Origin of the sequence: Actinomyces sp. zg296 (assembly GCF_009829695.1) — a bacterium.
Taxonomy (GTDB): domain Bacteria; phylum Actinomycetota; class Actinomycetes; order Actinomycetales; family Actinomycetaceae; genus Actinomyces; species Actinomyces marmotae.
This window is the reverse complement of sequence record NZ_VWPG01000003.1, coordinates 267,045-287,560: the sequence shown is the minus strand read 5'-3', so window position 1 is coordinate 287,560 and position 20,516 is coordinate 267,045. Positions and strand designations below refer to the sequence as shown.

Annotated in this window: 15 protein-coding genes; 12 read left to right on the top strand and 3 right to left on the bottom strand. The window is 71.0% G+C overall.

Going from position 1 to position 20,516, the window contains the following annotated elements; genetic code table 11:
- Positions 1-23: 23 nt before the first annotated feature.
- Genes GVV76_RS03505 through GVV76_RS03495 form a run of 3 tightly spaced genes read right to left on the bottom strand, consistent with a single transcriptional unit; the run spans position 24 to position 5,478 of the window.
- Entirely contained in the window at positions 24-1,745 is a 1,722-nt protein-coding gene (locus GVV76_RS03505; protein WP_159624977.1) for an RAMP superfamily CRISPR-associated protein, read from the bottom strand.
- Complete coding sequence (locus tag GVV76_RS03500) at positions 1,742-3,724, bottom strand: RAMP superfamily CRISPR-associated protein (protein WP_159522109.1); 1,983 nt, start codon at positions 3,722-3,724, stop codon at positions 1,742-1,744. Before GVV76_RS03500 ends, GVV76_RS03505 begins: the two co-directional genes overlap by 4 nt.
- Positions 3,721-5,478: a hypothetical protein gene (locus tag GVV76_RS03495; protein WP_159522111.1), complete on the bottom strand. Its 1,758-nt coding sequence runs from the start codon at positions 5,476-5,478 to the stop codon at positions 3,721-3,723. The genes GVV76_RS03500 and GVV76_RS03495 overlap by 4 nt, the downstream gene beginning before the upstream one ends.
- A 193-nt stretch (positions 5,479-5,671) precedes the next feature.
- Between GVV76_RS03495 and GVV76_RS03490 the strand changes: the two genes are divergently transcribed.
- The 12 genes from GVV76_RS03490 (at position 5,672) to GVV76_RS03435 (ending at position 20,435) form a co-directional block, all read left to right on the top strand.
- The gene (locus tag GVV76_RS03490; RefSeq protein WP_159624975.1) at positions 5,672-8,026 is read left to right on the top strand and encodes a hypothetical protein; all 2,355 of its coding nucleotides are present in this window, start codon (positions 5,672-5,674) and stop codon (positions 8,024-8,026) included.
- Positions 8,023-8,421 (top strand): hypothetical protein, encoded by a 399-nt coding sequence (locus GVV76_RS03485; RefSeq protein ID WP_235904890.1) that lies wholly within the window; start codon positions 8,023-8,025, stop codon positions 8,419-8,421. The genes GVV76_RS03490 and GVV76_RS03485 overlap by 4 nt, the downstream gene beginning before the upstream one ends.
- 136 nt (positions 8,422-8,557) lie before the next feature.
- Positions 8,558-10,678: an ATP-dependent zinc metalloprotease FtsH gene (gene ftsH, locus GVV76_RS03480; RefSeq protein WP_159624973.1), complete on the top strand. Its 2,121-nt coding sequence runs from the start codon at positions 8,558-8,560 to the stop codon at positions 10,676-10,678.
- Positions 10,675-11,247, top strand: a complete 573-nt coding sequence (folE, locus tag GVV76_RS03475) for a GTP cyclohydrolase I FolE (protein ID WP_159522117.1) — start codon at positions 10,675-10,677, stop codon at positions 11,245-11,247. The genes ftsH and folE overlap by 4 nt, the downstream gene beginning before the upstream one ends.
- Before the next feature lie 367 nt (positions 11,248-11,614).
- A complete protein-coding gene (folP, locus tag GVV76_RS03470; RefSeq protein WP_159522119.1) occupies positions 11,615-12,484 on the top strand; it encodes a dihydropteroate synthase in 870 nt (289 codons plus the stop codon).
- The gene (gene folK / locus GVV76_RS03465; protein WP_159624971.1) at positions 12,481-14,790 is read left to right on the top strand and encodes a 2-amino-4-hydroxy-6-hydroxymethyldihydropteridine diphosphokinase; all 2,310 of its coding nucleotides are present in this window, start codon (positions 12,481-12,483) and stop codon (positions 14,788-14,790) included. Before folP ends, folK begins: the two co-directional genes overlap by 4 nt.
- Positions 14,790-15,296: a DUF3180 family protein gene (locus tag GVV76_RS03460; protein ID WP_159624969.1), complete on the top strand. Its 507-nt coding sequence runs from the start codon at positions 14,790-14,792 to the stop codon at positions 15,294-15,296. The genes folK and GVV76_RS03460 overlap by 1 nt, the downstream gene beginning before the upstream one ends.
- A gap of 170 nt (positions 15,297-15,466) precedes the next feature.
- Positions 15,467-16,036, top strand: a complete 570-nt coding sequence (locus GVV76_RS03455) for a PH domain-containing protein (protein ID WP_159624967.1) — start codon at positions 15,467-15,469, stop codon at positions 16,034-16,036.
- A gap of 116 nt (positions 16,037-16,152) precedes the next feature.
- Complete coding sequence (locus GVV76_RS03450) at positions 16,153-17,808, top strand: PH domain-containing protein (RefSeq protein WP_159624965.1); 1,656 nt, start codon at positions 16,153-16,155, stop codon at positions 17,806-17,808.
- A gap of 13 nt (positions 17,809-17,821) precedes the next feature.
- Positions 17,822-18,790, top strand: coding sequence for a Rossmann-like and DUF2520 domain-containing protein (locus GVV76_RS03445; RefSeq protein WP_159624963.1), 969 nt, complete (start codon positions 17,822-17,824; stop codon positions 18,788-18,790).
- Between the two features lie 175 nt (positions 18,791-18,965).
- Entirely contained in the window at positions 18,966-19,928 is a 963-nt protein-coding gene (panC, locus tag GVV76_RS03440) for a pantoate--beta-alanine ligase (RefSeq protein ID WP_159624961.1), read from the top strand.
- A 114-nt stretch (positions 19,929-20,042) separates the two neighbouring features.
- Entirely contained in the window at positions 20,043-20,435 is a 393-nt protein-coding gene (locus GVV76_RS03435) for an aspartate 1-decarboxylase (RefSeq protein WP_159625157.1), read from the top strand.
- Positions 20,436-20,516 lie beyond the last annotated feature (81 nt).

Here is a 20,516-nt window from a genome sequence, read left to right as displayed (position 1 = left end):
GCGGCAGGTTCAGATTGCTTGCCTTAGTCACGGCAGGACTCCTTCGTCTCGCACAGGTATGAGCTCCAACCGGTCCAGTTGGCGTCCGGGTTCGGCTCGATCATCAGCGCTCGAAGTCGCTTGAGCACCTGGCTGGCGATCGAGACGACCTCGGCGCCGTCCCGATCGGCCGCGCCGCCGCCCGGGTCTATGAAGTCCCAGGGTTCCCCGACGATGTCGGCTCCGCCATCAACGCGCACGCGCGTCACGTGTATCTGCCCGAGGCCTCGGGTCCCGCGGCTGCCCAGAGGAAGAGCGCCGGTGGCGAGCTCGGCGAGCGTGAGGCCCAGCAGGCACCAGGCCGCTCGGCGGCGGTCAACCGGGCCGGGCAGTGACCTGGGATCAAGCTCAAGGACAAGATCCTTCCATCTCGTATCGGGGACCTTCTCACCGTACAAGAGGCCCTCGGCGACCCCACCGGTCCAGCGGTCGCCGGCGTTGTGGACCACCTTGCGCAGCGTCGTCTGGCCGCTGGCCAGAGTGTCCAGCACTCTCAGAGCGCCGCGCCTGTCCGTTGAGCCGAACAAGTCCCTGACCAGAGTCGGATCAGCCGCGAGCTGGTCATGGACCCCTCGCTCCGCCCAGTCGTCGATGGGGGTGGACTGCTGTGCGGCCAGCACGGTCCGGGCGATCCGGGACGCACGGGAACGCAGAGCTCCGCGCACGGATGACCCCGGCAGCACGAACGGTGCGCTGGATTGAGGGCCGCTGCGCAAGGGCTCGGTGTAGATCATCTCCTGCTGGTCGTCAGCCTGGCCCTTGGCGCCCTTGTGGGCGGGCGTGTCGTCCTCCGCCTTCTTCTCAGGGCGAGGCTCGGCCACGAGGATCCCGGTCGGGCTGTCCCAACTGATCGTGATGCGTATGCGCTCCGACTCCGTGCAGTCAACCGGATCAATCGCGCTGGTCACGTTCTCGCCGCCGCCCAGCCACGTCAGCAGGTCCTCGCGCGTCCCCAACCTTGATCGCGTGAGGGTCCACGTGGGCTCATCCGCGTCCAGCCGGACCCGTCCCCACCCGGCGTTGCGGCGCCCACCGAAAGCGACCCGTCCCGATTCCAGGAGACCGATGATGAGGGCGAAGAGCTGCTCAACCTGGCTCTCCGTTGCCGGCTCAGGACCTTCCGCCTCCGGCTGCGTCCCTTTGTCACTTGTCGACATCCTGCCGGCCTGGGCGGTGATGGTCAAGGTCAGGGGGCATCCGGCGGGAATGTACTCGTGCTCGAACAGTGCCGTGTCACCTGCGGCCCCCCAGTAGCGGTTCACGGCGATCCCGGTGCGGGTCGCCAGCGCAATGCTCTGCGCCACGGGATGAGTCGCTGGCGCGTCAGCGGTTCCGGACTTCCAGGCGGACCCGTCCTTGCGCTGCGCTGCCTCAGCCAGGTCGACGGCGTGGAAAGTGAGCGTGGCCGCCCGGGGCTTCCCGCTCGATGTCGTGCCCCACAGGCCTTCCCAGTCGCTGCCGAGTTGCTTCCTCACAGCGGCACCGGCGTCACTGTGGAGGTACTCCTCGCAGGCGGCCCGCACCGCGCCTTTGACAGAACGCCCGGTGAGGACGGGGTGGCCCTTGCCGTCGCGGGCGAAGCGCCGCGGGACGGCAACACGCTCACTGCCCGGGCGCGAGCGGTCGACAACCTCGTCGGTACCGCCCGAGTGCAGGGGAGATTCGGTGACCAGGTGGATGGTCATCTCGTAACGGGTGATGCTCATCGCTCCTCCTGGCGCGTCGATCGCGGACCGGGCCCGATCATGTCGGCTTGGTCCAATGGGGCCAGGGCAAGGCTCTCCTTCGCCAACAGTGGGTGGGCGACGACGAAGCGCCCGAAACCCTGGGCGGTGAGCTCGCCGACGCCGAGGGCGGACAGGCGCGCAAGTACTGCCATCACAGCAGTTGCATCAGCCCCGTCGGCAGGATGCACCCGCAGCACACTGCCAGCGCAGATGGTCGCGCGGGTGGCGCGCGGCTGACGGTCCGCCCCCGCCCAGGAGTCGACGCGCCTGTGACGGATCCCCGCGGAGAAGTTCTCGCCCTTTGGGTCAACGAGAGCCACGTGGGCGCCGGCGTCCTTGAAGGCCCTGAGCAGGTCCTCCGCGCGGCCGCCCGGGCCGAGCCATTGCGAGCGGGTGATGACGTCCGAGGTGAACCACAGGGTCGTGGTGCCGTCCGTCTCCCACTCCGGCGCGGTCGCCGTTGCCGCCGGCTCAAGGCTTCCCAGCGTGCAGTGGACACGGCCGTAGGAGCCGCTCAGCCGCCTGGAGCCCACCCGTTCCATCAACCCCTTGGTGGGGAAGACCTCGGTGATCCGCCCCTGTATCACCTGGTGCAGGCGCTCGCTCAAGGTGACGGTGGCGCGCAGGCGCAGTCCGGCGGGCAGGGCGCGGGTGAGGAACAGTTGTCCGGAGGCGGCCGCACCGGTGAGGGGGTTGTGGGCACTGGACTGGCGACCGAGAAGTGCCGGCGCGCCGATCGCTCCCGCTAGGCCACCGGTGCGGTTCGACCCCGCGGGTACGAGGCCCGGGAACACGTAGCCACTGCGCAGAGGCTTGTGGGGCTCGGCCGGCTCTCCGGAGCGCAACCTGTTGAGCACGGCGGTGCGGGGGCGAGGTGCGGCGGCGTCGTCGGTATCACGCTCCTCAACAGTGGCAGACGCTGCCGTGGCCACCTTGGGACTGGAGAGCACCAGTGGCACCGGCAGGCCCTGAACCCCGTCGACGACGACGGTGGCGTCCGAGACCAGGAGGTCGCCGTTGACGACGGCGTCACGTACGAGCTCTTGGGAGCCGAAGGCCTTGCGCAGTCGGCGGTGGACGAGCGGCAGCAGAGCCGTTCCGCGAACGAAGTCCAAGGACCTCAGTTCGCTGGAGAAGGGCACCTCATAGGAGATGACCGGGGAGCGCAGCACGAGGTCAAGGCTCGCCTGGTACAGAACCCCGCCGTTCGCCCCGTGGGGGCTCAGCCGGGCCTCGGCGCAGATGACGGGAGCCTCGGCCGCGGATACGTCTGGGGCCGGGGGCTCGGGTGGGGCATCAGCCGAGTTCTGCAGCTGCTCGCGGCACCAGGTTTCCGCCGCCTTACGGCCCTCGACGGCGGCCGCCGGACCGATGCGGACGTCGCACAGCCCGTCGCCGTCGGAGCGGTGCGAACCTATGGCTCGCACGAGCAGACCGGACAGAGCCAGGACGAACTCAGCGGCCTGGCGCTGGTCATCGGTCCATGACACCGAATGCCCGAAGGTGTCAGTGTCCACCAGGGTGGCAGTGCCATGAAGCGTGCAGGCCCTGGCACGCTCGAAGAAGCGCAGGTGGTCCTTCTTCGCTGTCCCCGTGTCCTGATCGACGGACAAAGAGACGACCTCATGGATTGTTGTGTCCGTTGTGTCCGAGGAACCGCTGTCGGGCAGCCGCACATCGCTGAAGGAGACGAGGCGGGAACGCTCAGCCTTACCAAAGAGCGCCTCGATGAAGGACTGCCAGGCCCCGGTCGCAGCGCCGTCGAGAGCCTCGGCGACGACGAAGGCCTGCTCTCGCACGGCACCGGTGATGACGGTGCCCCGTACTACCGGCCGACCTCGCTCGTCCTTCTCGACGACGGCGTTCACACCGCCCGCAATACCTGCCCCGGTGGACACTCCCCAGTCGGAGTGGAAGGTGATGGTCACGGGAATCTCAGGGGCTGCCTGGTTGCTCATGCGTGGTCCTCCGCGGGACGTGTGACGGTGGAGGGCTCCACGTCGGGCATGGGGTTGCTGAGGTAGGAGAGGTAGGAGTCGGGGAGGAGGTCGGCGAGCTCGAGGAGGTCGAAGAGTGAGCGGATGTCACCGATAGCCTTGGTGAGGTCAGAGCCGAGGACCTCCTGCGCGTCCTCCCACTCGTTCTGGGCCCTCTTGCGAAGGCCCTCGGCGCGGGCGTTGTCACCCGCCTGCTTCGCCTGTGCGGCGTCGGACAGGATCCGGCGAATGCGCGTGGCCCGCGTCCTGGGGAAGTATCCCGCGCCCGATTCCGCCTCCGTTGAGACGTGCTCCCGGAACGCACCTAGCCGCTGGCAGATCGTGGGCCATGATGTCTGGCCCTCGCGGTCTTGAGCGTCGTCACGCAGCAGGAAGGGGCGGGTGGTGAAGGACTCGTAGGAGCGCAGAAGCTGCTCGGCGTCGAGCACCGTGGAGTCGAACAGGACGTGGTAGCTCAGCGTTGAGCGCGTGGGAGCAGATGCCTTGCCGACTGTCTTGGCCATGGCGACCAGTCGCTCGGCCAGGTCGTAGGCGATGTGGAAGGGGTAGTTGCGGCCGGTGATGGCGACGCCGGCGGCTGCGGTCATCGGGGCGACGTGGAGCCCGGCCTCGTCGAGAGTGCTGAGGTGACTGAGCAGCGTGTCCTCGCCGGTGTGGCGCTCGTAATGCCTGAGGTAGGCGGCGGCGAAGGGCAGGGCGTAGTCGCCGCTGGTGATGACGGTGACGTCGTCGCCACCCAGGATGACGGGGACGACAGGCACAGCGGTGCTCGCCCGTCCAGCTGCCTCGGCGTCGGCCTGCGCCCAGGTGGCGACGTCCTGACACGCGTCGACGAAGGCTTGTCCGACGGCCGTGTCCAGGTGTTCGTTGACCGTCAGGAGGAAGCACCGCAGGGCGTCGGGATCGTTCCGCTCGCAGCCGACGACGTCCGTGAAGTCACCGGGCGGCACCCGCTCCATCGCCTTATCGAGATGGCTCATGATGGCGCCGACGCCGTTGCCGTCGATATGAATGACGGCGATCTTGGACAGGGCGGAGGAGTCCTCGGACGCCTGCGGCTGGAGCAGGCTCTCCAGCTTCGGAACGTCCCGGGCGAGCTGGTCATCGGGCAGGCCACCTTCCCGTACCCGGTCGAGCAGGTTCTCCTTGGACGTCAGCGCCAGGTGCCGTTTGACCCGAGCGGGGAGGGACAGAGCCTCTTCTTGGTCCGTCTGTGCCTCGCCTTTGACGCCCAGAGGAGGTGCCGCCGGTAGAACGGAGTCCTTGGCGCGGGCGAGGAAGGGCATTTGGGAGAAACGGGCGAGCGCAGGAGGGCGGGAGAGGGCGTACTCGGCGGCCCGGGCGTGCACGGCCTTGAGGTCTGTGGCGGTGACGTGGTCACCATCCATCTTCACCATGACCCCGGAGACGTCCATGCCTGGCGCCTGGGCAAGGGCCTGGCGGGTGACGTGCCCGATGATGTGCCTGGCCTGTGGCTGCGTGTCGACCCGGAGGATGACCTTTCCGGAGGAGCGGGAGACCCACTGCGCGTCCGTTTCCGTGTCCCTGTCCTGGGCAGGGGGGTGCACACACCGCCAGTCGGCTGAGACGCCGGTGTCACGAAGGGCATCCTCCGTCCACTCCCTCAACCGCGTCAGCTGGTAGGAGGCTCCGATACTCTCCCGCAGGCGCGGTGAGGAGAAGATGTAACGCTGGTTGCCGTTCGTCTCGAGCATGACCAGGTGCATGGTGCTCCTCTGTAGGGAGGGGTGGGACAGGTGTGTGCAGTATGTCACGTTACTGGCGGGTGTGTGAGGAGAGCGCCGAAACCGCCCCTGGGGGCGCCTGCGAGCCGCGTGTGTGAGAGAGTTCTGCCGCGCGGCTGCGTGGCGTCAGGGAGCCCGCGAGCGCGGATGTGGGAGATGAGTGATGCTGCTCGTACACGTGGTGGGCAACGCCGACCTCGGGCTTCAGCCGAGACAAGACGGCTCTGAGCGTCTGAGCCTGTTGCGGGACGCTGACGGCCATGAGGCAGCCGGGCTGCTCGGCCTGACCGACGATGGCGACTGGTTCGCCGACGGGGCTCTCAGCCCGCTGCGCAAGGAGTTGGTGGCCGCCGCCGGGATCCAGGAGGCTAAGGGCGAGTCGCTCAAGGTGCTCGTCATCGGTGCCGCAGGGGGCCGGGGTTCCACGGAGGATTTGGCGCTGGCGGTCCGCCAGGCGTTGGCGAGGGTGTGCGAATCCGATGGCCTTGCCTTGTTGAAGGGGCGCAACCTGCGCGTTCTCGACGCGCTCGTCCTCGACAACGGACTCAATCCCGGCGTCGGTGACCACGAGAAACTCGAAACCGCCATCGGCAGGCATCATGGTCATGTCGTCCTTTCTCTGGCCGGCGGTGCCAGTACCGTTCTCGTGGAGGCTGCCGGGGTTGCCGCTGCTACACACCCCGCCGAGTGGTCTCTCCTCCTCATTGACCGGGCCGGGGACGATCCCCGGGCTGGAATCGCGCCGCGAATCGATATGTCCGTCACTTCGCAGGAGGATCCCCTGCGGGGATGGCTTATGGGTCTAGGACTACCTACGGTCCTCAATGCAGAGTACGAGCGCCGTCGCGAGGTCCTCCCTGACGAGTTCCAGAATGCCGCGAGTGCCGTCCGGCGAGCGGTGGGTGAGGAAGCCGTGAGTGCCGCCCCCGAGGATCTTGCGGTGCTGCTGTGGGCCGACGTTGCCCGCGGGGACCTGGCGGCGGGCATGGCGCTGCGTGCTTGGCTAGTGGCGGAGTACCGGCGTCGGCGGTGCGAGTACCTGGGTGAGACGGGAGAGGCACCTGACCAGTACCCTGATGCCACGCTCAACGGCAAGGGTGAGCCGATCATGATCGGGAAGGCGATCGGCAATCTCCACCGGAGCTCCCTGCAGGAAACCCTAGCGGAGCCGGATGCCTGGCTCGTCGGGCAGAAGTACCTGGTCGATATAGGCAACGCGGCGACTCATGAGCTCAAGACCGCGACCGAGGAACTCAGGGAGTGCCTCCCCGTGTTGCTGGGCGACAGGCCCGACTGGTTGTCGTGGCCCTCGGGTGATGTGTGTCTTTTGAGTGGTCAGGGAAAGCTGCCTGCGGCCGACATCCGGCGCCCTCCGATCGCCGCGACGATGATGTCACAGGAACCGGCCGCGGCTCTGCGCCGTGCATGTGCTGTCGATGCACCCCTGACTCTCGACGCGTTGCTCCTCTGCTCCGAAGAGACTGTGGAGGATGGGCGACGTGTCGCCGATGAGATCACTGCTGACTCCTTCTCTCGCAATCAGGAATGGGATTCTGCTGGCGCGGATGGCTTGACCGTCTGCTCCTACGGCAGACCGACCACGGATAACGGGATCGTGTCCGCGGATGCCGAGGAGGGAATGAGACGGGTGCAGAGTCTTGCCGATGGGTGGCTCAAGAACCGTCCGAGACGCCCACGCGCCATCGTGACGACCGTCGTGGGGGAAAAGCCTGTCGTCATCGCGCTCCTGCGTGCCGCACAGGTCTTCGGTGCCCGTCACGGCATTCCTGTTTTCCTTATGTCCTCCGTAAAGAACGGCCCTGGTGCGGAAGAGCTCCAGTTCCACCAGTTTGGGCTCGACCGTGACGTCCGAGAGGCGCTGCTCACGGCTGCTGAGCACTGCCTCGACCGTCTCGACCTGCTAACTGCAGCGCGTCTGCTCGCGTTGGGTGACCCGGCCATGGCGGGCCTGGCTGATGACGCGATCGCTTTGTCGGACGACCTCCTCACTGCGGTAAGGAGTCAGGATCTTGATGGCTGCGCCAGCACTGTCTTGAGCGTCATGCGCTCGGTCGGCACTTGTATTGACCATGTCGAACCCGATGCGCAGGTCCGGTTGGCGACCATTGTCGGCGAGCTGCTGAGCCTCCCACCTAGGAGCAGACGGAGCGAGGCCTTTCGTGAACCCCAGATCCTGGCTCACCGCAAGCCGTCAGAGTCCGGGGCCCCTGCGGACCTGGATTCCGAGGACGCCATGGTTCTCCTCCGACTCCTCGTGCAAGTCCGTGACGAAGTACCTCTCAACCACGGTGACCGCGACCTGCAGGGGGCCACCGCTCACGTCCTTCAACACTATGCTCAGCAGGAGTCGTGCACCTACGCGCAGCTCATTGACCGCGCTGTCAGGACAGTGACCGAGACGCATGGTGTCACCGTCAGTGACTGGGCGGACAGACTGGACGGGCTGCGCCGCAAGGTCAGCGAGCAACAGGGTAGCGCCCATGGGACAACGCGATGAACGACGCACCGGTGACCCTCATCAACCTCACCCCGCACGACGTTGTCGTCGATCCGGGTGACGGCACGACTCCGGTGCGCTTCCCGGCCTCGGGCACGGTGCCCCGCCTTTTGCTGTCAGAGCCGAGCCGGCAGGCCCTCACCGTCGCCGACCCGGCCCGCCCCGACAACCCGGATGCCGCCGTCGCCCTCCCGCTCGTCGTCGGCGCCACCTGGCAGGGAATCGACCCGCCCCTGCCCGATGCGCGCCCCGGTGTCCTCTACGTCACCAGCCGCGTCGTTGCCGAGCACTACCCCGACCGCACGGACCTCGTGTGGCCCGACGACCTCGTGCGCGACGCCGACGGGCAGGTGGTCGCCGCGCGCCGCCTCGCCTGCGCGCGCCGCCGGGCCTGAGCGCCGGGCGGCTACAGAGCCATTCCCACCCACGCCCGGCGCGAACGGAAGGGAAGCGGGTGAGGTGATCCGCAGCCTCATGGGATAGCGTCGGACCAGAATGACGCTCCGGGTACGTTGAAGGGACGCACCGCCCATGAAGAAGCCTGGCCAAAGCCCCAAGTTCACTCCCTCCGGGGGGCGGGGCGGCAACAGCGACCGCCGCGACCCCTCCGGTCGCGGCGACAAGAAGAACCGCAAGCGCAAGGGCGCCCTTGGCAGCCCCTTCATGTGGGCCGCCCCCATCGTGCTCGTCGCCGTTCTCCTTTGGGCCCTCTTCTCCTCGCTCAGCGGCTACCGCGCCATCGACACCTCCGACGGCCTGGCCATCCTCCGTGATGGCACCACCATCAAGTCGATCACCGTCATCGACGGCACCAACCGGGTCGAGCTTGACCTCGCCGCCCCCTACACCGCCAAGGCCAAGCTTCCCGGCCAGCAGGATCGGCAGGTCGGTGACAAGGTCCAGTTCACCTACACCGATGCCCAGGCTGAGCAGGTCGACGAGCTCGTTCAGAAGGCCGCGCCCGTCGGCGGTTTCAACTCGGTGGTCCCCACCAGTTCCTGGTGGGGCTCCCTGATCCAGATCACGCTGCCCATGCTCTTCTTCCTGGGCCTGCTCTGGTTCCTCATGAGCCGTGTCTCCGGCGGCTCGTCCGGCCCCCTCGGCTTCGGTAAGTCCAAGGCCAAGATCGGCTCCAAGGAAATGCCCGACGTCACCTTCGACGACGTCGCCGGTGAGGACGAGGCCGTCGAGGAGCTCGAGGAGATCCGCGAGTTCCTCTCCGAGCCCGAGAAGTTCAAGGCCGTCGGCGCCAAGATCCCCAAGGGCGTCCTCCTCTACGGCCCTCCCGGGACGGGCAAGACCCTGCTGGCCAAGGCCGTGGCCGGCGAGGCGGGAGTGCCATTCTTCTCTATGAGCGGCTCGGAATTCGTTGAGATGTTCGTCGGCGTCGGCGCCTCCCGCGTGCGCGATCTCTTCGACCAGGCCAAGGAGAACGCCCCCGCCATCATCTTCGTCGACGAGATCGACGCGGTCGGGCGCCACCGCGGCTCCGGCATGGGCGGCGGCCACGATGAGCGCGAGCAGACCCTCAACCAGCTCCTCGTCGAGATGGACGGCTTCGACGCCGCCACCAACGTCATCCTCATCGCCGCCACCAACCGGCCCGATGTCCTCGACCCCGCCCTCCTGCGCCCCGGTCGCTTCGACCGCCAGGTCTCCGTGGAGGCCCCCGACATGGCCGGGCGCGCCGCCATCCTCAAGGTCCACGCCAAGGGCAAGCCGATGACCGCCGACGTCGACCTCGACCAGGTCGCCAAGCGCACCCCCGGCTTCACCGGCGCCGACCTCGCCAACGTCCTCAACGAGGCCGCCCTGCTCACCGCCCGCTCCAACGCGCAGCTCATCGACAACCGCGCCCTGGACGAGGCCATTGACCGCGTCATCGCCGGCCCCCAGAAGCGCACTCGCGTCATGAACGACCATGAGAAGGCCGTCACCGCCTACCACGAGGCCGGCCACGCCCTGTGCGCCGCCGCCGGCGCCTACTCTGACCCCGTCACCAAGGTGACGATCCTCCCGCGAGGCAAAGCCCTGGGCTACACGATGGTCATGCCCGCGGACGACAAGTACTCCACCACCCGCAACGAGCTCCTCGACCAGCTCGTGTACGCCATGGGCGGGCGCGCGGCGGAGGAGATCGTCTTCCGCGATCCCACCACCGGCGCCTCCAACGACATCGAGAAGGCCACCGGCACCGCCCGCCGCATGGTCACCGACTTCGGCATGACCCGCAGCGTCGGGGCCGTCAAGCTCGGCACCACCGAGAACGAGACCGTCCTGGGCCTGTCCGCCACCAACCGGGACTTCTCCGAGGCGGTCGCCGCCCAGGTCGACGCCGAGGTCCGCGCCCTCCTCGACGCCGCCCACCGGGAGGCCTGGGAGATCCTCACCCGCAACCGCGATGTCCTGGAGGACTTGGCCACCCAGCTCCTGGAGAAGGAGACCCTCCTGGAGAAGGACCTGGAGGAGATCTTCGCCCCCGTCATCAAGCAGCCCGAGCGGCCCCTGTGGTCCGCCGATGAGAGCCTCGTCCTGCCCGAGGGCGTCGCCGGCTCCTTCGCCGGATCTCGCCTCCCGCGCCGCCTCGCCGCCGGGGCGGGCACGGCGACGCATGCCGATCCCACGCTCGGCTCCGAGGGCCCCCGCGCATGACCTATGACGCCGAGGGCGTGCGCCGTGCCGTCCGCGACCTGCTGATCGCCGTCGGCGAGGATCCAAACCGGGAGGGCCTGCGCGAGACCCCCGAGAGGATGGCCCGCGCCTACGCCGAGCTCTTCTCGGGGCTCGATGAGGACCCGGGCAAGCACGTGGAGCGGGTCTTCGAGGTCGGTCACCACGAGATGATCCTCGTGCGCGACATCCCCATGTACTCCGTGTGCGAGCACCACCTCCTGCCCTTCCACGGGGTCGCCCATGTCGCCTACCTGCCCGGGGAGCGGGGGAGGGTCACGGGGCTGTCCAAGCTGGCGCGGCTCGTCGAGGGCTACGCGCGCCGACCCCAGGTCCAGGAGAGGCTCACCGCCCAGATCGCCGACGCGCTCGTGGAGCGCCTGGAGTGCTCCGGGGTGCTCGTCGTCGTCGAGGCCGAGCACCTGTGCATGTCGATGCGGGGCGTGCGCAAGCCCGGGACCAACACCGTCACCTCCGCGGTGCGCGGCCAGTTGCGCAAGGCCGCCACCCGCGCCGAGGCGATGAGCCTCATCCAGGGCGGGAGGCACTGAGCGGCGCGGAACCTGGAGAAGATCGCTTGGCCGAAGGAGGACTTATCGTGCTTGGAGGCCCCGATCTTGATCCCCCCCATCGCGCCTCGGCCTCGACGACGGGGCCCGCTGACGTGGTGACGTGCTGCGATTCGATAACGCTCATGGGGCGCTCAACTCCTCCGCCCAGCGGATGATCGGGCGCCGTCGGCGTTAGAAGCGCGTGAGATCCTTGGGAATACTGCGATTGAGGGGTTCGGCGGGCTCGTCTCGGCCTCTTGACGGACGCCCGCCCGCCACCCACCCGCGAGCGCCCTCCAGGGCGAGCCGGCGCTCACAGTGGTCGCTGAAACAGCCCATCTCGGCTCAGACCCGTTAGCCTGGGGCGGTGACTGCGCATCAGGACGCCCCCCGACTCAGGCCGGAGCCTCTGCCCGGCTCGCTCGCCGATGACCGGTGCCTCCTCATGGGGATCGTCAACGTCACCCCGGACTCCTTCTCCGACGGCGGCCGCTGGTCCACCCCCGAGGCCGCCATCGCCCACGCGCGCGAGCTCCTGGCCCAGGGCGCGGACATCCTCGACATCGGCGGGGAATCCACCCGCCCCGGCGCCGCCCCCATCACCCCGGCCGACGAGGCCGAGCGCGTCCTGCCGGTTATCAGCGCGCTCGCCGCCGAGGGGGCCGTCATCTCCGTGGACACCACCCACGCCTCCACCGCCGCTGCCGCCCTTGAGGCCGGCGCCCTCATCATCAACGACGTCTCCGGGGGCCTGGCCGATCCGGCCATGCACCCCCTCGTGGCCTCCTCCGGCGCTGTCTACATCTGCCAGCACATGCGCGGCACGCCGGAGACCATGAATGAGCTCACCGACTACCCCGACGGCGTCGTCGCCGGGGTGGAGGCCGAGTTGCGCCAGCGCCTCGACTCCCTGACCGCCGCGGGCGCGCGCGACTCCCAGATCGTCGTCGACCCCGGACTGGGTTTCGCCAAGACCCACCCGCAGTCCTGGGAGCTCCTGGCCGCCACCGCCCGCCTGCGCGAGGATCTGGGCCTGCCCGTCCTCATCGGCTCCTCCCGCAAGCGCTTCCTCGCCGCTGCCGCGCCGCCGGATGCCGAGCCCACGGGGCGCGACGCCGCCACCGCCGCCACCACCGCCCTGGCCGCCGCAGCCGGGGCCTGGGCCGTGAGAGTCCACGAGATCCCGGCCAACCGGGATGCCATCCGCACCGCCTCCCTCTGGAAGGACCCCCGATGAGCACCGTCACCACCTCCTCCTCCGACAGGATCCGCCTCACCGGCCTGTCCGCCCGCGGTTACCACGGAGTCCTCCCCTTCGAGCGCTCCGAGGGGCAGATCTTCACCGCCGACATCACCCTCGACCTCGGCCCGCGCGGCACCGCCGTCGCCGCGGTGACCGACTCCCTCAACGACGCCGTTGACTACTCCGCGGTCGCCAACGCGGTGGTCGCACTCATCGAGGGTGAGCCCGTGGCCCTCCTGGAGACCCTCGCCGAGCGGATCAGTGAGACGGTCCTCGCCTTCCCCCGTGTCATGGCCGTGGAGGTCACGATCCACAAGCCCAACGCGCCCCTCGAAGTCGCCTTCGACGACGTCTCCGTCTCCATCTCGCGCCTGTCCGAGGCGGCGGCATCCGTGCTCTCCTCGGTGGCGAGCGCGCCCGTGGTGGCGAGCGCGCCCGCGGTGGCCAGTGCCCCGGTCGTGGCGAGCGCGCCGTCGGCGGCCCCCTACGCGGCCGCCGCCAGCGCCTCGGCGCCCCCACTGCCCACGGACCTTCCGCTGCCGTCCGCGCCGTCGGTCTCCTCGGCGCCCGCCGGCGCGCACGCGGCTGAGCCGGCCAACGACGCACCCCCTTTCCCGGGCGCCTTCACCGGTCGGCTCGACGCCGCCGGCGATTCCTGGCCCGGCGCGCCTGAGGCCCCACTCGCCCAGGACTTCAGCGCGCCCGGGCCGGTGGAGGCCCCCGCCCCACCCGCCGGCGGCCTCGGCGAGGGCGCGGCCGACCAGTTCGGGCAGGCCCCGGCCCTCTCCGCGGGCAGCCCCATCGGCGGCGCGGGGCCGCTCGCGCCCGAGCTGTCGGCCGACTCCGCCGGTCACGCCGAGGCGCCCGATGCCCCGCGGGGCGAGTCGGGGCAGGCCGGCCCCCTCCAGGCCGGCCCCGCGGACCAGCCCTGGGCCGCCGCCCCGGTCAACCACGCCGAGCCCGTCGGAGGCGCTCTGGGCGAGGACTCCCACGAGACCTGGACCGAGGGGGTGGGCTTCGAGGGCGCCACCACCCACGATGCCGGGGCCATGACCCTCATCGACGACGCGGCCCCTCACGCCGCGCCCGCCCCGCTCGGCATGGACGCGCACGCCCGGCCCGACGACGATCGCCTCGACTCCCCGGCCCACGCCGCGGGCGCTGAGGGCGCCGACTACCCCATTGGAGCCGGCTCCTCCACCGCGCCCCACTACCACGCTGTTGAGCCCGGCCACGCCGCGGTCGCGGATGCGGTCCCGCTTCCCGTCGAGCCCGTCGTCGACCCCCTCGCGGAGGCACCCGCCACCCCGGTGCCCGTCGTCATCGCTTTGGGGGGCAATCTTGGTGAGGTCGTCCCCAGCCTGCGACGCGCCGTCCGCACCCTCCAGGGCGCCGAGGGCGTCGAGGTGACGGCCATCGCCCCCCTGGCGCGCACCGCCGCCGTCACCGAGCCCGGCGCCGCCGAGCAGCCCGACTACCTCAACACGGTGGTCCTCGCCCGCACGAGCCTTCCCGCGAAGGACGTCCTGGCCCTCTGCCAGCGCCTGGAGGCCGACGCCGGGCGCGTGCGCCTGGAGCCGAAGGGACCGCGCACCCTCGACGCTGACGTCATCACCTACTCCGACCTTCGCTCGGACGATCCCGAGCTCACCCTCCCGCACCCGCGCGCCGCCAGCCGCTCCTTCGTGCTGCTGCCCTGGTCCCAGGCGGACGCCTTCGCCGAGATCGAAGGCCAGAGCGTCGCCGCCCTGGCGGAGCAGGCGCCGGACCGCGACGGCATCCGCTGGCTCGCCCTGGACTGGGTCGACTCCGACGCCCTGCCCAAGCTCCCCACCGGCCAGTACGTGCCCGCCGACACCCCCGCGGGCTCCTCGCAGGGGGCCGGATCCGGCGAGCGGGCCCCGCGGTCGCAGGGTGTCCCCGACCTCCTGTCCGCGCCGTCGGCCGCCCCGGTGGGGGACGAGGAGGAGCCCTTCAGCGAAACCGTCCCCGCCGCCATGGTCAAGGAAGCCCTCGCCCAGGGCCCCTCGATCGCCGACGCCGCGCCTCTCGGCCCCGGGATGCCCGGCGCCCCCTCCGTGCCGGTGCCGCCCGCCCCTCCCGCGCCCAGCCCCTTCGTCGATCAGGCCCCGCAGATCGCTGAGCCGATCAGCGGGGCCGTGCCGGGACGGCCCGGCCAACCGGGCAGGGCTCCGCAGGGCGGGAGCGGGGTCGAGGGCTCCCAGCGCTCGGATGACCACACCTGGTCGGCCTCCTCCGGCTGGGAGGACGTCCTGGGCCAAGGCAGGCAGGGGAGTTGATGCGCCGCACGCGCTGGACGACGGTCCTCGCGTGCTTCGCCACGACGACCGTCCTCTCCCTGGTCGCCCTCGATCTCATCCTGCGCAGCCGCGGCTGGATCCCGGCCCTCACCGCGTGGGGCGCGGCGACAGGCCTCGTCATCGCCATGGTCATCCTCGTCGCAGGGCTCGCGGTGAGGCGCCTGCGCGCCAGGCAGGCGACCTGGATCACCCCCACCGGCGCCGCGGCGACCGCCGCCGGCGCGCAGGCCTCCGCGCTGGCGGGTTCCTGCATCGGCGGCGTCTACGCAGGGGGGCTGGCCTGCGCGCTCCTCGCTCCAGCCTCACCGGCGATAAGCGACCTGGCCCTCACTAGTGGGCTCTGCCTGGCCGCCTGCGCGGCCTGGTGCGGCGTCGGCCTCCTCGTGGAGTACTGGTGCGCCATCGATTCATCCGACGATGACGATGACCACTCCACCGGCCCCGCGCGATCGGGCGGAGCCGCCACCCCCGGGGCCGCCGCCTGACCACCGCGCTAGAGGACGACGGGCATCGCCCGGATCCCACCGGTCGGCCCCCGCTACCGGCCCCCGGCCCTGTGGGCGCCACCGGGCTCGCCGTGTTTCCTCCCGCGGGAGGAGAGAGCCACTGCCGGGCCTCGGGCATGATGGATACTCCTGTGAGAACGAGGAGCCGCATGACCGCCCAACCGATCCCAGGCCCTGCCAATCAGCGCCGGGCCGCCGCGCCCAGGACCTCCCGCCTCGCCGACGCCGCCTCCGGCGCCGGAGGGCCCTTCGCCCCCCGGGGCGTCTCCTTCTCCCCGGTCTCGCCCTCCCTGGCCACCGCCCGCGTCATGGCGGTCCTCCCCCTCCTGCTCCTCCTGGCCGCGGGACTCGCCATCCCCGCGGTCCTCGTGAGCCCCTGGTTCTGGGCGGGAACCGGCGCCGCGATCGTCATCCTCGCCTTCCTGCTGTGGATGATCCCCCGCCAGGTGCGGGCCATGGGCTACGCCCTGGCCGGGGAGCACCTCCTGTGGCGAAAGGGGATCATGTGGCGCCGCATGTCCGTCATCCCCTACGGCCGCATGCAGTACGTCGACACCTCCCAGGGGCCCATCGCGCGCCGCCTGGGCATCGCCGAGGTCAAGCTCCACACCGCGAGCGCCGCCACCGATGCCACCATCAACGGACTGCCCGTGGCCGAGGCCGAGCACCTGCGCCAGATCCTCGCCGAGCGCGGCGAGGAGAGGATGGCCGGCCTGTGAACGGGGCCGCCAAGGCGGGTGGCGCCTCCCGCGGTCCGAGCCCGGCCAGGACCGCTGCCCCCGCTCGCGGCCGGAGCGCGAGAGGCGGCGCGCCGAAGCGCGCGCGCCAGCGCGCCATGAGCCTCCCCAAGGGCCTGAACTGGCGCCACGTCCACCCCATCACCCCGCTGGTCCGCGGGTGGAGGGGCGTCGCCGCCGTCTTCGCCATCGTCTCCTGGCAGGCGCTGGACGACATCAAGGTCGCCATCGAGCTCTACCACCAGTTGCGCGAGGTCGACCCCGGCCAGTACAGCCAGACCGTGCGCGACTGGGCCGCGCAGGCCTCCGGCGGAGACCCCACGACCTGGCTCATCGGCGCCGGGATCATCCTCGGCCTGATCGTGCTCACGATCCTCATGATCCCGTTCCTGTCCTGGCGGGCGATGAGCTACGCCGTCGACGCCGACGCCGTCTACCTGCGCTCAGGGATCCTCGCCAAGCAGCTGCGGATCGCCCGGCTGCCGCGCATCCAGAGCATCGACATCACCCACCCGCTGCTCGGGCGCATCGTCGGCCTGGGACAGCTCTCCGTCGAGGTCGCGGGCGGCGCGGACTCTAAAGTTCTCATCGGCTACCTGCGCACCCGCCAGCTCGAGGCCCTGCGACGGGAGATCCTCGACCTCGCCGCGGGCGCCCCCACTGCGGTGGAACCCGGCCCCCCGGCGGGCGCGGGCATCGGCGCGGGCGCCGGCTCAATCCCCGAGATCAAGGGCTTCGAAGACGTCGTGGGCGCGCCCCGGATGCCCGAGGGCGCCCTCAGTGAGACCGAGCACCCCCTCTACGCCGTCGAGCCCCGCGTCCTCATCGGCTCCCTCATGCGCTCGGGGATCGCGGTGTCCGTGCTCCTGTCCGGCATCCTGACAGCTATCGCGCTGTTCTTCATCCTCCGGCAGGAAGCGGACGTCCTGACCGCCCTGCCCGTCATCATGGGCGTCCTTACGCTTCCCATGGCGCTCATCTCCCTGCAATGGGACACCCTCACCCATGGCTGGGGTTTCCGCGCGGCGGCGACGCCCGCGGGCATCCGCGTGCGCTACGGCCTCACCGACGCCACCTCCACGACGCTGCCCCCGGGCCGCGTGCACGCCGTCGGGCTCGTCCAATCAGTGCTGTGGCGGGGCAAGGACTGGTGGCGCGCGGACGCGACCGTCGCCGGCCGCGCCGTCACCCCCTCCGCCTCGAAAAGCGCGAGGAAGGTCTCCACACGGCTGCTGCCCGTCGGCCCGCGCGACCACGCCCTGCGGGCACTGTGGCTGGTGGCGCCCGACCTGGGGACCCCCGACCCCGATGGTCTCCTCGCCGCGGCGCTGACCGGCATCGACGGTGACGGCGCCGGTCCCACCGCCGCGCCCATCGGCTCGACGGAGCGCGGCTTCATCGGCGCGCCCCGCCGCGCCCGGCTCTTCAACCCGATCGCCTGGCGCCGCAAGGCCATCGCCCTGACCGGCACCTGCGTCATCCTGCGCCTCAATCGATGGGCGCGGCGCGTGAGCGTCATCCCCTACGAGCGCATCCAGTCCTTCCGCGTCCTCCAGGGGCCCCTCGCGCGGCGCCGCGGCCTGGCGACCCTCCGATTCGACATGGTCGACTCCGATGTGCCCGTCATCCTGTCGAACCTCGACGCCCAGCACGTCACCGAGCTCTCGGCGCATATCGCCGCGCGGGTGGCCAGGCGGGGCCACGATGAGCGCCTCGACCGCTGGCTCGCCCGCGTCACCGCCTCCAGGTCGTGAGACGATCCTGGCCATGAGCGACGCATCCGCACCCGGCATCCCCGAGTCCCCCGGCCCCTCTCCAGAAGGGGGAGCGGCCCGCCCCGGGCGCCTCGGAGTGGGGGTCATCAGCGCCGGGCGCGTGGGAGCGGTCCTCGGCTCGGCCCTGCGCGCCGTCGAGCATCAGGTCATCGGCGTCCACGCCGTCTCCCAGGCCTCGCGCGAGCGCGCCGAGATGCTCCTGCCCGGCGTGCCCATCCTGGAGGTCGAGAGCATCGTCGAGCGCGCCGAACTCGTCCTCCTCGCCGTCCCCGATGACGCCCTGGGGCCCCTCGTCCAGGGCCTGGCCGAACTGCGCCGTTGGCAGCCGGGACAGCTCGTCGTCCACACCTCGGGCACGCACGGCATCGCCATTCTCGAGCCCGCGCGCCTGTGCGGGGCGATCCCCCTGGCGATCCACCCGGCGATGACCTTCAGCGGTTGGTCCACGGACATCGCCCGCCTCACCGGATGCCCCATGGCCGTCACCGCGCCCGCCGCCGTCCTGCCGATCGCCCAGGCCCTCGCCGTCGAGCTCGGCGGCGAGCCCTTCGTCCTGGGGGAATCCGCGCGCCCCGCCTACCACGCCGCACTCGCCCACGGCGCCAACCACCTCGTCACCCTCGTCACCCAGGCCGTGCGCGCCCTGGAGGCCTCCGGCGTCCCCGATGGCGCCACCACTCTTCGCCCGCTGCTCACCGCCGCGCTCGACGGGGCCCTCCACGAGGGGGAGTCCTCTCTGACCGGTCCCATCGCCCGGGGGGACGCGGGCACGATCACCCGCCACCTCACCGCCCTCGAAGCGCTGGAGGACTCCTCGGGCCGCGGCCTCAACGATGTCACCGCCACCTACCGGGCGCTGGCCCGCGCCACCGTGGATCGCAGGGAGGCCGTCGGCCTGCTCGGCGCCGAGCAGGCCGGTGCCATCAGACGCGCGCTGGAGGCCGGCGAGCCGGGGGCCTGACGAGGAGAGGCGCCCGCTCGCGCCCGGCTCACGCACGGCCGTGTACTGGCTGTCCGCACCGGGATCGGGGGCGCCCGCTCGCGCCCGGCTCACGCACCCCGTCAGCGGCCTGGCCCCTGCCAGGCGCGCCCGGGCGGGATCGGCTCGGGCGCCCGTCCGCAGTAGTGTGAGCGCCATGACTGGCTCCGTCGTACCGTCCCCCGCTGTCCTGGCCCGCACCCGCGCGGAGCTCGCCGACGCCCTCGCGGGCGACGCGGCGCCGCGCGCCGTGGTGATGACCATGGGCGCCCTCCACCAGGGCCACTTCGACCTCGTCATCGAGGCCGCGCGCCGCGTGGGGGAGTCCGGCACTGTCGTCGTCACGATCTTCGTCAACCCCCTCCAGTTCGCCCCCGAAGAGGACCTCGACGCCTACCCGCGCACCCTCGATGCCGACGTTGCCGGGCTCACTGGCGCGCTCACGAGGGATGACGGCGTCCTGCGCGTGGGCAGGCTCATCGTCTTCGCGCCCACCCCAGAGGTCATGTACCCGGACGGTGAGCCGCGGGTGCGCATCGACCCCGGCCCCATCGCCACGGTCCTGGAGGGGCGCTCACGGCCCACGCACTTCGGCGGCGTGTGTCAGGTGGTGCTCGCCCTCCTGCATCTGACAGCCCCCAGGTGGGCGATGTTCGGGCGCAAGGACGCCCAGCAGCTTGCCATCGTCAGCGCCATGGTCCGCGACCTCGCCGTGCCCGTGGAGATCGTGCCAGTGGACATCCGTCGCGAGCCCGATGGCCTGGCCATGAGCTCGCGCAACGCCTACCTCGGCCCCGAGCAGCGCCAGCAGGCCCTCGCCCTGTCCGCTGCCCTGGAGGCCGGCCGGGCGGCGGCCGACGCGGGGGCGGGCGCGTCGCGCATCCGTGCCGCCGCGCTGGCCCACCTCGAGGCCGCCCCCGGCGTCGAGGTCGACTACGTCGCCATCGTGGATCCGGAGACCTTCGTGGACCTGGCGGGCGCCGGGCTCGGGCTGGCCGGTGGCCCCGAGACGGGGGAGGAGCAGGCGCAGGGCGAGCCGCGCCAGGGACTGCTCGCGCTCGCGGCCCGAGTGGGCTCCACCCGCCTCATCGATAACGCCCGCGTGCCCCTGACGAGCTGAAGGGCACTGATGCCCGCGCCCTCCGCCCCCGCGGCCATCCCGGCTGATTCGCGGTGACCACCCGCGCCCGGACGATGATGACGCTCGGCGCTGGTGACCGGCATGGGCGCGCCGGTGACCACCCGCGCCCGGACGATGATGACCCCCAGGATCCACTGCGCGCCGTGCCCCCCGGCCGACCTCGACCGCGTCGGCTCGATCACGGTGGATGCCGCGCTCCTGGAGGCCGCCGATCCCCTGCCAGATGAGGGGGCGGGCATCCGCGATGGCGCCAACGGCGATCGCCTGCTCACCAACGTCATCCCCGGCGAGCGCGGCAGCGGCCAGATCCGCGTCAACGGCGCCGACGCCCACCTGGTCAGCCCGGGCGATGCCGTCATCCTCATCGCCTACGGGCGGATGAGCGATGGGGAGGCCCGCGCTACCAGCCGCGGCGCGCTTCTGCACGCTCAGCCCCGGGACACTTCTTTCGCTCCAGCAGCGAAACGTTGCAATCTCGCGGAATAGTGTGATCGGCCGCCACCGCTGGACAGGCGCTCGGAGTCTCCCATGTGCAAACAGGGCGTGAATGCACATCCGAGCTCGCGC

Coding starts and splice junctions, on each gene's coding strand:
- folE (WP_159522117.1), top strand. CDS start 10,675: ATGACCTATGACGCCGAGGGCGTGCGCCGTGCCGTCCGCGACCTGCTG.
- GVV76_RS03505 (WP_159624977.1), bottom strand. CDS start 1,745: ATGAGCATCACCCGTTACGAGATGACCATCCACCTGGTCACCGAATCT.
- GVV76_RS03445 (WP_159624963.1), top strand. CDS start 17,822: ATGAGCGACGCATCCGCACCCGGCATCCCCGAGTCCCCCGGCCCCTCT.
- ftsH (WP_159624973.1), top strand. CDS start 8,558: ATGAAGAAGCCTGGCCAAAGCCCCAAGTTCACTCCCTCCGGGGGGCGG.
- GVV76_RS03455 (WP_159624967.1), top strand. CDS start 15,467: ATGACCGCCCAACCGATCCCAGGCCCTGCCAATCAGCGCCGGGCCGCC.
- GVV76_RS03450 (WP_159624965.1), top strand. CDS start 16,153: ATGAGCCTCCCCAAGGGCCTGAACTGGCGCCACGTCCACCCCATCACC.
- GVV76_RS03490 (WP_159624975.1), top strand. CDS start 5,672: ATGCTGCTCGTACACGTGGTGGGCAACGCCGACCTCGGGCTTCAGCCG.
- panC (WP_159624961.1), top strand. CDS start 18,966: ATGACTGGCTCCGTCGTACCGTCCCCCGCTGTCCTGGCCCGCACCCGC.
- GVV76_RS03485 (WP_235904890.1), top strand. CDS start 8,023: ATGAACGACGCACCGGTGACCCTCATCAACCTCACCCCGCACGACGTT.
- GVV76_RS03460 (WP_159624969.1), top strand. CDS start 14,790: ATGCGCCGCACGCGCTGGACGACGGTCCTCGCGTGCTTCGCCACGACG.
- GVV76_RS03495 (WP_159522111.1), bottom strand. CDS start 5,478: ATGCTCGAGACGAACGGCAACCAGCGTTACATCTTCTCCTCACCGCGC.
- folK (WP_159624971.1), top strand. CDS start 12,481: ATGAGCACCGTCACCACCTCCTCCTCCGACAGGATCCGCCTCACCGGC.
- GVV76_RS03500 (WP_159522109.1), bottom strand. CDS start 3,724: ATGAGCAACCAGGCAGCCCCTGAGATTCCCGTGACCATCACCTTCCAC.